This is a genomic window from Kluyvera sp. EC_51 (genome assembly GCF_019584505.1).
Lineage (GTDB): Bacteria > Pseudomonadota > Gammaproteobacteria > Enterobacterales > Enterobacteriaceae > Kluyvera > Kluyvera sichuanensis.
In genome coordinates this window covers 87,566-99,341 of the sequence record NZ_VDAG01000097.1, presented here as the reverse complement: position 1 = coordinate 99,341, position 11,776 = coordinate 87,566, and the positions used below count along the sequence as shown (strand labels likewise).

The window sequence follows — 11,776 nt, the reverse complement described above, 5'->3', positions numbered from 1 at the left end:
CATAGGTCGGGTCTCAGTCCAGGGCATAGCGAGTCTCCTCTTCTATGCCAGTTATAACTGTTACCCATGTATCCGGTCTAAAGTGTTACCTATGTTTCCGGTTTGTACCGCAGCGCCGCCGGGATCGGCTCCGACCCAACAGACATAAAAAAACCCCGACGAATCGGGGCTTTTTTTTCAGACGGTTATCTGCCGTTTATCAGAACGGGATATCGTCATCGAAGTCCATTGGCGGTTCGTTAGACGGTGCCGGGGCGGACTGCTGCTGCGGGCGAGACTGTGCGCCGCCGCTGAACTGGTTGCCGCCCTGTGGCTGCTGAGGCTGACCCCAACCGCCCTGCTGCTGCTGGCCGCCACCTGCTGGTGCACCGCCGCCCTGGCGTCCACCCAGCATCTGCATGGTGCCGCCAACGTTAACCACGACTTCGGTGGTGTATTTTTCAGCGCCGGACTGATCGGTCCATTTGCGGGTACGCAGCTGGCCTTCAATGTAGACCTGAGAGCCTTTACGCAGGTATTCGCCTGCTACTTCCGCCAGCTTGCCGAACAGCACAACGCGGTGCCATTCAGTCTGCTCTTTCATTTCACCGGTCGCTTTGTCGCGCCAGGATTCGGAAGTCGCCAGCGTAATGTTGGCAACTGCGCCACCATTCGGCATGTAGCGTACTTCCGGGTCCTGGCCCAGGTTACCGACGAGAATCACCTTGTTTACGCCTCTGCTGGCCATGTTTGTCTCTCCTGAAATATGAATCTTGATTAAGTGTAAACGCGCCAGTGTATCATTTCCAGACGGTATTTTGGTAGCTGGGAGACAGATTCCACTAAACATCTTATCCCGCTGCAATTTTCATCAGCATCCGGAATCGGCATTCCAATACTGTATATTCATTCAGGTTAAGTTGTGTCATAATTAGCCGTTTCTGCCGTTTGTCCTTCTAACAAACCAGGCAATCCGTGTATCTCCTCTACCGGGAAAGGTGAATGGATAAGATCGAAGTTCGGGGCGCCCGCACCCATAATCTCAAAAATATCAACCTCGTCATCCCTCGCGACAAACTGATTGTTGTGACCGGGCTGTCCGGGTCTGGCAAATCCTCACTGGCTTTTGACACCCTCTACGCCGAGGGGCAGCGTCGCTATGTAGAATCGCTTTCTGCCTATGCGCGCCAGTTCCTGTCGCTGATGGAAAAGCCGGATGTCGATCATATTGAAGGGCTGTCGCCTGCGATTTCTATCGAGCAGAAGTCGACGTCACACAACCCGCGTTCGACGGTCGGTACCATTACCGAAATTCACGACTACCTGCGTCTGCTTTACGCTCGCGTAGGCGAGCCACGCTGCCCGGATCACGATGTGCCGCTGGCGGCGCAAACCGTCAGCCAGATGGTCGATAACGTGCTGTCGCAGCCGGAAGGTAAACGCCTGATGCTGCTGGCCCCGATCATTAAAGAACGTAAGGGCGAGCACACCAAAACGCTGGAAAACCTGGCAAGCCAGGGCTATATCCGCGCACGTATCGACGGTGAAGTCTGCGATCTGTCCGATCCGCCGAAGCTCGAACTGCAGAAGAAACACACCATCGAAGTGGTGATTGACCGCTTTAAAGTACGCGATGACCTGACGCAGCGTCTGGCGGAATCGTTTGAAACCGCGCTGGAGCTTTCCGGCGGCACGGCGGTAGTCGCCGATATGGATGACCCGAAAGCGGAAGAGCTGCTGTTCTCCGCCAACTTCGCCTGCCCAATCTGCGGCTACAGCATGCGCGAGCTTGAACCACGCCTGTTCTCGTTCAACAACCCGGCGGGCGCGTGCCCAACCTGTGACGGCCTGGGCGTGCAGCAGTATTTCGACCCTGACCGCGTGATCCAGAATCCAGAGCTGTCGCTGGCTGGCGGCGCGATTCGCGGCTGGGATCGTCGTAACTTCTATTACTTCCAGATGCTCAAATCGCTGGCAGAACACTACGAATTCGACGTTGAAGCGCCGTGGGAAAGCCTTGATGCCGCCGCGCAGAAAGCGATTCTCTACGGCTCCGGCAAAGAGTCGATTGAATTCAAATACATCAACGACCGTGGCGATACGTCCGTGCGTCGCCATCCGTTCGAAGGCGTGCTACACAACATGGAGCGCCGCTATAAAGAGACGGAATCCAGCGCGGTGCGCGAGGAGCTGGCGAAGTTCATCAGCAACCGTCCGTGCGCCAGCTGTGACGGCACCCGCCTGCGTCGCGAAGCGCGCCACGTCTACGTTGAAAATACACCGCTGCCGACGATCTCAGATATGAGCATCGGTCACGCGATGGACTTCTTCAATAACCTGAAGCTCTCCGGCCAGCGTGCGCAAATTGCGGAAAAAGTGCTGAAAGAGATCGGCGACCGTCTGAAGTTCCTGGTCAACGTCGGCCTGAACTACCTGACGCTTTCCCGCTCCGCAGAGACCCTCTCCGGCGGCGAGGCGCAGCGTATCCGTCTGGCAAGCCAGATTGGCGCGGGGCTGGTTGGCGTGATGTACGTGCTGGATGAGCCGTCTATCGGCCTGCACCAGCGCGACAACGAACGTCTACTCGGCACGCTGATTCACCTGCGTAACCTTGGCAATACGGTGATTGTGGTAGAGCACGACGAAGACGCGATTCGCGCCGCCGACCACGTTATCGACATTGGCCCTGGCGCCGGTGTCCACGGCGGTCAGGTAGTGGCTGAAGGGACGCTGGACGACATTATGGCGGTGCCAGAGTCGTTAACCGGGCAGTTCATGAGCGGAAAACGCAAAATTGAAGTGCCGAAAAACCGCGTGCCGGCAAACCCGGAAAAAGTCCTCAAGCTGACGGGCGCCACAGGTAACAACCTGAAAGACGTCACCCTGACGCTGCCGGTCGGCCTGTTTACCTGCATCACCGGCGTCTCCGGTTCTGGTAAATCGACGTTGATTAACGACACGCTGTTCCCGATTGCCCAGACCCAGTTAAACGGCGCCACCATCGCTGAACCGGCACCGTACCGCGACGTTCAGGGGCTGGAACATTTCGATAAAGTTATCGATATCGACCAGAGCCCGATTGGCCGTACCCCGCGTTCCAACCCGGCTACCTACACCGGCGTCTTTACGCCAGTACGTGAGCTGTTTGCCGGCGTGCCGGAATCGCGTTCACGCGGCTATACGCCAGGCCGTTTCAGCTTTAACGTCCGCGGCGGTCGCTGCGAAGCCTGTCAGGGCGATGGCGTCATCAAAGTCGAAATGCACTTCCTGCCGGATATCTACGTGCCGTGCGACCAGTGCAAAGGCAAACGCTATAACCGCGAAACGCTGGAGATTAAGTACAAGGGCAAGACTATCCACGAAGTGCTGGATATGACCATTGAAGAGGCACGTGAGTTCTTCGATGCCGTTCCGGCGCTGGCGCGTAAGCTGCAAACGCTGATGGACGTTGGCCTGACCTACATCCGTCTCGGCCAGTCGGCCACCACGCTCTCCGGCGGTGAAGCACAGCGCGTGAAGCTGGCGCGCGAGCTGTCAAAACGCGGCACCGGTCAAACGCTCTATATTCTGGACGAACCGACCACCGGCCTGCACTTTGCCGACATCCAGCAACTGCTGGAAGTGCTGCATCAGCTCAGAGATCAGGGCAACACCATTGTGGTTATCGAGCACAACCTGGACGTGATTAAGACCGCGGACTGGATTGTCGATCTCGGTCCGGAAGGCGGTAGCGGCGGCGGTGAAATCCTCGTTTCCGGTACGCCAGAAACGGTGGCGAACTGCGAAGCCTCGCATACGGCACGTTTCCTGAAGCCTCTGCTGGGTTAATCACGAGTACATCTGCTGTCGGAGCGTTTCCGGCAGCAGATCCACCGCCAGCTGATACGACGCATCCACCAGATAGTAAATTTGTGAGCTTGGCAGCGAACCGTCCAGGTAGATGGTGCTCCAGTGCGCTTTGTTGAGATGGCGACTTGGGCGAACGTCTTTATGCTGCTGGCGCAGCAGTTCTGCCAGTTCGGGGCTGGTTTTCAGCGACACCGCCGGGCGGTCTTCCACATCCTTCACCATCGCAAACAGCACGTCGGCCACTTTAATTTGTGTTGCTTTCCAGTCGCTGTGTACGCTCTGTTCCGCGCCACGCTTTGCCATGCAGTACTGCAGAAGATCCGAACTGGTCATCATTTTATACTCCTCAGTCTCGCAAACCACGTTGTGCAAAAAAGCATCACCTCAGTGTGCAACAAGACGCCGAAAGGATAAACCTTTCAGCGCCTGATTTTGACTAAAAAAGCATCATTTATTGGTAGGGCGTTAGTACTCGGAGTTAACAATCACTTCTTCGTTAAACGCACCGGCCTGCGGCAGCGGGCGGTAGGTCGAGTTAGAGGCGCGCAGGACGCGGATACCGCGGGCTCCCACTTCACGCGCGGCGGTGATGTCGTTATCGGAATCACCGTAGAACACCCTGATGTTCTTCTCTTTCAGCCACTGGGTCTTGGTGTTCTGGCCCGGTTCATCACCGGCAAAAATCACCGGGTTCATGTTCGCGCCAGGGATCAGGAAATCATCCTGCAGCGTTTTGGAGACGGTTTCGGTTTTGGTCTGGCTACGACCGGTGACGAAGTAAATGCTGTCGCCGCGCTTCACGTGCATCGCAATCAGCGAACGCGCCACTTCTTTCGGGATGCTGAACGCGTCCCAGCCGTTATTCATTTTCTCCCAGAACTCCGGGTTCTTCAGGTAGTCCTGGCTGTCCGGGGAGTAGGTTCTTTGCCCGCGCCAGAAGCCTGGGCTTGAGAACAGGACGGTGTCGTCGATATCAAAACCGACCGCCATTGGCGGATGGCCCATCAGGCTGTTTTCAATTTGCGCCACGGAAACCCAGTGGATAGGAGCCTGTTCGGCCAGCTTCGCAACGTCGGTGCCTGGATAGATTGGAGAAGGTGACGAGGCGTGAGCCGTCACCGAAGCATTCAGTGCAAATAACAAGCAGACGGCACTGAGAGCTTGCGTGATCTTGCGCATGTTTTCCCTTAATTCGTCGAGTCGTTATTGTAATAAAGTGAGTGTTGCTTCAAATAAAAGCACTGCGACCTTACCGTCTGAGGGATACGATTGAAAGGTTTATCTCAGAATAATCCTGAAAAAAGTAAGGGGATCACAGTTTAGTGCTTTGAAAGGACGCTGGCTCAGAATATACCTCCGAGCCAGCGTAAGCACTTACTTACATCACCGCAGCAAATGCTTTTGCCACACGCTGTACGTTACGGCTGTTAAGGCCCGCCACGCACATACGACCGCTGGCAATCAGGTAGACACCAAACTCATCGCGCAGACGATCGACCTGTGCAACGCTCAGGCCGGTGTAGCTGAACATCCCGCGTTGTTTGAGCAGATAGTCAAAGTTACCGTTCGGCATCTCTTCTTTCAGCACGTTCACCAGCGCCTGACGCATGTCCAGAATGCGGGTGCGCATCCCTTCCACTTCCGCCAGCCAGTTGGCTTTCAGCTCGGCATCACCGAGCACGGCAGCCACAATCTGCGCGCCGAAGTTCGGCGGACTGGAGTAGTTGCGGCGTACGGTCGCTTTCAACTGACCCAGTACGCGCAGCGCGGTGTCGTTATCTTCACAGATAATCGACAAGCCGCCGACGCGTTCACCGTACAGGGAGAAAATTTTGGAGAACGAGTTGCTGACCAGCGCCGGCAGGCCTGCGTCGGCAATCGCGCGGATCGCGTAGGCATCGTCGTCCATGCCCGCGCCAAAGCCCTGGTAGGCGATATCGAGGAACGGAATCAGATCGCGGGCTTTCAGCACTTCCACCACGCCGTCCCACTGATCATGCGTCAGATCTGCGCCGGTTGGGTTGTGGCAGCATGGATGCAGCAGCACGATACTGCGCGCTGGCAGCGTGTTCAGCGTTTCGAGCAGCGCGTCGTAGCGCACGCCGTTGGTGTCGTTGTCGAACCACGGATAAGTGCCGACCTTTAAGCCTGCGCCTTCAAAAATCGCGATATGGTTTTCCCAGGTTGGATCGCTGACCCAGACACCGGAATCCGGGAAGTAACGCTTGAGGAAATCTGCACCCACCTTCAGCGCGCCGGAGCCGCCCAGCGTCTGGATGGTTGCCACACGCTGCTGCTGGAGAACCGGGTGATCGGCGCCAAACAGCAGCGGAGCCACGGTATGGCGATAGCTGTTCAGCCCTTCCATCGGCAGATACAGCGACGCGCCGTGCGGCTGCGCGTTAAGGCGCGCTTCGGCCTCGGCCACCGCCTGAAGCTGCGGAATAATGCCGTCTTCGTTGTAGTACAGGCCGATGCTGAGGTTAACTTTGTCGCTGCGCGGATCTTCTTTAAAGCGTTCCATTAAAGAAAGGATAGGGTCGCCCGCATAGGCGTCAACTTTTTGAAACACGCGATGGTTCTCCAGGTTTACAGAAGGCAGGAAATAACACAATAAACCGGATGGGGAGGAAGGTCGAGCGGTAGTTGGTGGGTTTTTCCCGGCGTCACTGCGTTCGGCCGGGCTACGTTAGCATTGTAGCCCGGCCGAGCAACGCGACGCCGGGGAATAGCGGCGTAAAACTAATCGATATACTTCATCGCCACCCGCGACGTCAGGCGCGTAATAAGTTCGTAAGCACTCACTTTTGTGATTTCAGCAATGCGTTCAACCGGCAGGCCATCGCCCCACATAATCACTTCATCACCGGTTTTATCCTCGGCGTTCGGGCCCAGATCGACGCAGACCATATCCATCGCCACGCGGCCGACAATCGGCACTTCACGGCCGTTGACCAACACAGGCGTGCCGGACGGTGCCGCGCGCGGGTAACCATCGCCGTAGCCCATTGCCACCACACCGAGGCGGGTATCGCGTTCACTAACCCAGGTGCCGCCATAGCCAACCGGTTCACCGGCTTTATGCTCGCGCACGGCAATCAGGCTAGAGGTCAGCGACATCACCGGCTGCATGCCGAAGTCCGGGCCCCACGGTTTCTGCTCCAGCGGAGAGACGCCGTAGAGAATGATGCCAGGGCGCGCCCAGTCGAAGTGCGACTGCGGCCACAGCAGAATGCCGCCGGATGCCGCGATAGAACGCAGGCCCGGCTTGCCGTCGGTAAAGGCGGTGAAAATGGCGAGCTGTTTTTCCGTTGCGCCGCATTCCGGTTCATCGGCGCGGGCAAAGTGGCTGACCACGTTAACCGGCTGGCGCACGTTTTTGCACTGGCTCAGACGCTGATAGAACGCATCGGCATCTTCCGGGAGTACGCCCAGACGGTGCATGCCAGTGTCGAGCTTCATCCACACGGTGACCGGTTCGCTGATGTCGGCAGTTTCCAGCGCTTCAAGCTGTTCGATGTTATGTACGGCGGTATGCAGATGCTGCGCGGCAATCGTCGGCAGGTCGGTCGCATTGAAGAAGCCTTCCAACAGCAGGATCGGCTGGGTAATGCCGCCCTCGCGCAGGCGCAGCGCTTCTTCAAGACGGGCAACGCCAAAAGCATCGGCGTCGGGGAGCGTTCGCGCGGTCTCGAGGAGGCCGTGTCCGTAAGCGTTCGCTTTCACCACCGCAACCAGCTTGCTGGCAGGTGCCAGTTCACGCAGACGTTGCAGGTTGTGTCGCAGAGCGCGGCGGTTAATGACTACAGTTGCCGCTTGCATTTGTGTTCCTTGGTATGTGTTTGCTGATTCAGCGTTGTTATTCGTCGTCGTATTGCGGGCCAGCGTAGTTATCGAAGCGCGACCATTGACCGTTAAACGTCAGGCGTACCGTGCCGATGGGGCCGTTACGCTGTTTACCGATAATTATCTCGGCGATGCCTTTTAAGTCACTGTTTTCGTGATAAACCTCATCACGATAGATGAACATGATTAAGTCGGCATCCTGCTCGATGGAGCCGGATTCACGCAGGTCGGAGTTGACCGGGCGTTTATCCGCACGCTGTTCCAGAGAGCGGTTAAGCTGCGACAGCGCCACTACCGGCACGTGCAGCTCTTTGGCTAACGCTTTGAGCGAGCGGGAAATTTCGGCGATCTCCAGCGTACGGTTGTCGGAAAGCGACGGCACGCGCATCAGCTGAAGGTAGTCGATCATGATAAGGCCGATGCCGCCGTGTTCGCGGGCGATACGGCGCGCACGAGAGCGCACTTCCGTCGGCGTCAGGCCGGAGGAGTCATCGATATAGATGTTTCGTTTTTCCAGCAGAATGCCCATAGTGCCGGAGATACGTGCCCAGTCCTCGTCATCGAGCTGGCCGGTACGAATACGGGTCTGGTCAACGCGCGATAGCGATGCCAGAGAACGCATCATAATCTGTTCGGAGGGCATCTCGAGACTGAAGATCAGTACCGGTTTATCCTGCAACATCGCCGCGTTTTCGACGAGGTTCATCGCAAAGGTGGTTTTACCCATCGACGGACGCGCTGCCACGATGATCAGATCCGACGGCTGCAGGCCCGCTGTTTTCTTGTTGAGGTCGTCATAGCCGGTGTTCACCCCGGTGACGCCGTCATGCGGTTGCTGGAAAAGCTGTTCGATGCGCGCGACGGTAGCGTCGAGCACTTCGGTAATATTTTTTGGGCCTTCGTCTTTGTTGGCGCGGCTTTCGGCGATTTTAAAGACGCGGGACTCGGCGAGATCCAGCAAATCTTCACTGGTGCGCCCCTGCGGGTCAAAGCCGGCTTCGGCAATCTCGTTGGCCACCGCAATCATTTCACGGACAACGGCACGTTCGCGGACGATGTCAGCGTAAGCGCTAATGTTTGCCGCACTTGGCGTATTTTTGGAGAGTTCTGCCAGATAGGCAAACCCGCCGACGCTATCCAGTTGCCCCTGGCGCTCCAGCGATTCCGCGAGCGTAATCAGGTCAATCGGGCTACCGCCTTCCTGCAAACGCCCCATCTCCGTAAAGATGTGGCGGTGCGGACGGGTATAAAAATCTTCCGCCACTACGCGCTCGGCAACGTCGTCCCAGCGCTCGTTGTCCAGCATTAGACCGCCCAACACCGATTGTTCCGCTTCAATCGAGTGCGGCGGTACTTTCAGCCCGTCTACCTGAAAATCGCGGACGCGAGGTTCGGTTTGCGGTTTGTTGAAGGGTTTATTTGCTGCCATAGTGAATGGTATTACCGAGATAAAGAGTGGGTCGAAAGATTACCACATAATCGTTCTGGAGGAAGCATGGCAACCCGTATTGAATTTAGCAAACATGGCGGCCCGGAAGTGCTGAACGCCGTTGAATTCACCCCATCCGCCCCTGGCGAAAACGAAGTCCAGGTGGAAAACAAAGCCATCGGTATCAACTATATCGACACCTACATTCGCAGCGGGCTGTACCCACCGCCGTCAATGCCGAGCGGTTTAGGCACCGAAGCGGCGGGCGTGGTCAGCCAGGTCGGCAGCAACGTGAAGCACATCAAGGCGGGCGATCGCGTGGTCTATGCGCAGTCCGGGCTTGGCGCTTACAGTTCGGTGCATAACGTCCCGGCGGATAAGGTCGCCCTGCTTCCAGCGGCAATCTCCTATGAGCAGGCCGCCGCCTCGTTCCTCAAGGGCTTAACCGTCTTCTATCTGCTGCGCAAAACCTACGAAATCAAACCCGGCGAAGCGTTCCTGTTCCATGCCGCCGCAGGCGGCGTAGGGCTGATTGCCTGCCAGTGGGCGAAAGCATTAGGGGCGAAGCTTATCGGTACCGTCGGCAGCGCGGAGAAAGCACAGCGTGCGCTCGCGGCCGGTGCCTGGCAGGTGATTAACTATCGCGATGAGAATATTGCCGAGCGCGTCAAAGAGCTAACCGGTGGGAAAAAGCTGTCGGTGGTGTACGACTCGGTGGGGAAAGACACCTGGGAAGCGTCGCTGGACTGCCTGAAGCGCCGCGGGCTGATGGTCAGCTTCGGGAACTCTTCCGGCCCGGTCACCGGGGTTAACCTCGGCATTCTTAATCAAAAAGGCTCACTGTTCGCCACCCGCCCTTCCCTGAACGGCTACATCACCAACTATGACGAGCTGAAAGAGGCCAGCCACGAGCTGTTCTCGCTGATTGCGAGCGGCATTATCAAAGTGGACGTGGCGGAGAGTCAGAAGTACCCGCTGAAGGACGCGCGACGCGCGCATGAGATTCTGGAGAGCCGGGCAACGCAGGGTTCAAGCCTGCTGATTCCATAACGGTTGTATCGCACAAAAGACTAGGGCTTCCCGTAGGAAGCCCTTTCTTTTTTTAGTTCGGCTGTATGTAGGGTACAGCTCGATGAATTCGTTAACGACGGCAATAGTGACAGATTTATTACGCAAATCCTATGGGGTTTTATGCAAAATTATTGAGGTTGTGACGAGTACCTCAATACCTCCGATAATTGCCGCGATACGGCCGTTCTTTCGGTGAATTAATCGCCCGGATAATCCACACCACCGCGACGGCAAGGATTAGCCACGGCAGTAATTTAATCATAATCGCAAACAACCCGCCGACGAACATTAATACGGTGGCCACCACCAACGCGGCAATAATGCCGAGCAGTGAAATCCCGGTGACCAGCAGCATCACAAAAAATCCAATTACAAATAACAGTTCCAGCATGGTGGTTCTCCCAGAATTCATACCTATCTGTCTGAACTATTACAAAAATCGTGCCAAAACTAACTTATTGATTATCAATAAAAACGCCCCGCAACGTTGTGCAGGGCGTGGTGAATTTGACCAGAAATTAGCGAAACAATTAACGCTTATTGGCCACCAGCTGTAACGCGTGTTCCAGCACGTTGATATCGGCACCGGCTTTATGGGCGTTCTCACTCAGATAGCGACGCCACTGGCGCGCGCCCGGAATCCCCTGGAACAGGCCCAGCATATGACGGGTGATATGGCCCAGATAGGTGCCGTTACTCAGCTCACGCTCGATGTACGGATACATGGCGCGCACCACCGCGATAGGGTCAGCGTCAACGTCGGTAGCGCCAAAGATTTCGCGGTCAACCGAAGCCAGAATGCCAGGGTTCTGATAGGCTTCGCGGCCCACCATCACGCCGTCCATATGTTCCAGATGCGCTTTGGCTTCTTCCAGCGACTTAATGCCGCCGTTGATGGACATGGTCAGGTGTGGGAAATCACGCTTGAGCTGGTAGACGCGCGGGTAGTCCAGCGGCGGAATTTCGCGGTTCTCTTTCGGGCTTAAACCGGAGAGCCAGGCTTTGCGGGCATGAATAATAAACATCTCGCACTCGCCGCGGCCGGAGACCGTGTCGATAAAATCGCAGAGGAATTCGTAGCTGTCCTGGTCGTCGATGCCGATGCGGGTTTTCACCGTCACCGGAATGGAGACCACGTCACGCATCGCCTTGACGCAATCCGCCACCAGCTGCGCATTGCCCATCAGGCAGGCGCCAAACATGCCGTTCTGCACGCGGTCGGACGGGCAGCCAACGTTGAGGTTAATTTCATCGTAGCCGCGCTCCTGGGCAAGCGCGGCGCAGTGCGCCAGTGCCGCCGGGTCGCTGCCACCAAGCTGCAGCGCAATCGGATGCTCTTCTTCGCTATAGGCCAGATAGTCGCCCTTGCCATGAATAATCGCCCCGGTGGTCACCATTTCGGTATACAGCAGCGTGTGCTGCGACAGCAGGCGCAGGAAGTAGCGGCAGTGTCTGTCGGTCCAGTCGAGCATAGGAGCAACACTAAACCGACCATTCCAGTGATTGTCAGTATTTTCAGGCATTGCGCTGGTTTGGCTGGTTTTTATCATTTCAAGATTACCGTGCATTTTTTGACATTTAAGTATATTTTTCTCTTATCAG

At 56.6% G+C, this 11,776-nt stretch carries 10 protein-coding genes; 2 read left to right on the top strand and 8 right to left on the bottom strand.

Translation table 11 applies throughout. The annotated features are described in order from the left end of the window. Positions 1–199: 199 nt before the first annotated feature. The gene (gene ssb1, locus FHC49_RS18260) at positions 200–727 is read right to left on the bottom strand and encodes a single-stranded DNA-binding protein SSB1 (protein ID WP_035896752.1); all 528 of its coding nucleotides are present in this window, start codon (positions 725–727) and stop codon (positions 200–202) included. A 254-nt stretch (positions 728–981) separates the two neighbouring features. Here ssb1 and uvrA point away from each other — a divergent pair, with 254 nt between their 5' ends. After that, complete coding sequence (uvrA, locus tag FHC49_RS18255) at positions 982–3,807, top strand: excinuclease ABC subunit UvrA (protein ID WP_185668459.1); 2,826 nt, start codon at positions 982–984, stop codon at positions 3,805–3,807. Here the strand turns inward: uvrA and FHC49_RS18250 are convergent, their stop codons facing one another. The 5 genes from FHC49_RS18250 to dnaB form a co-directional block, all read right to left on the bottom strand. Beyond that, complete coding sequence (locus FHC49_RS18250; RefSeq protein WP_185668508.1) at positions 3,808–4,161, bottom strand: MmcQ/YjbR family DNA-binding protein; 354 nt, start codon at positions 4,159–4,161, stop codon at positions 3,808–3,810. It abuts the gene before it with no gap. Between the two features lie 132 nt (positions 4,162–4,293). Further along, positions 4,294–5,007 (bottom strand): acid phosphatase AphA, encoded by a 714-nt coding sequence (aphA, locus tag FHC49_RS18245; RefSeq protein WP_185668458.1) that lies wholly within the window; start codon positions 5,005–5,007, stop codon positions 4,294–4,296. Between the two features lie 199 nt (positions 5,008–5,206). Next, entirely contained in the window at positions 5,207–6,400 is a 1,194-nt protein-coding gene (tyrB, locus tag FHC49_RS18240) for an aromatic amino acid transaminase (RefSeq protein WP_220440510.1), read from the bottom strand. Between the two features lie 170 nt (positions 6,401–6,570). Then, on the bottom strand, positions 6,571–7,650 hold the full coding sequence (gene alr / locus FHC49_RS18235; protein ID WP_185668456.1) for an alanine racemase: 1,080 nt from the start codon (positions 7,648–7,650) through the stop codon (positions 6,571–6,573). Positions 7,651–7,687: 37 nt separating this feature from the next. Next, the gene (dnaB, locus tag FHC49_RS18230) at positions 7,688–9,103 is read right to left on the bottom strand and encodes a replicative DNA helicase (protein ID WP_035896759.1); all 1,416 of its coding nucleotides are present in this window, start codon (positions 9,101–9,103) and stop codon (positions 7,688–7,690) included. Between the two features lie 66 nt (positions 9,104–9,169). Here dnaB and FHC49_RS18225 point away from each other — a divergent pair, with 66 nt between their 5' ends. Beyond that, positions 9,170–10,153 (top strand): quinone oxidoreductase, encoded by a 984-nt coding sequence (locus FHC49_RS18225; RefSeq protein WP_185668455.1) that lies wholly within the window; start codon positions 9,170–9,172, stop codon positions 10,151–10,153. A 172-nt stretch (positions 10,154–10,325) separates the two neighbouring features. On the opposite strand, the gene pspG is transcribed toward FHC49_RS18225, so the two are convergent. Continuing rightward, entirely contained in the window at positions 10,326–10,565 is a 240-nt protein-coding gene (gene pspG, locus FHC49_RS18220; RefSeq protein WP_185668454.1) for an envelope stress response protein PspG, read from the bottom strand. 139 nt (positions 10,566–10,704) lie between these two features. Continuing rightward, positions 10,705–11,742 (bottom strand): tRNA dihydrouridine(20/20a) synthase DusA, encoded by a 1,038-nt coding sequence (gene dusA, locus FHC49_RS18215; RefSeq protein WP_220440509.1) that lies wholly within the window; start codon positions 11,740–11,742, stop codon positions 10,705–10,707. Positions 11,743–11,776 lie beyond the last annotated feature (34 nt).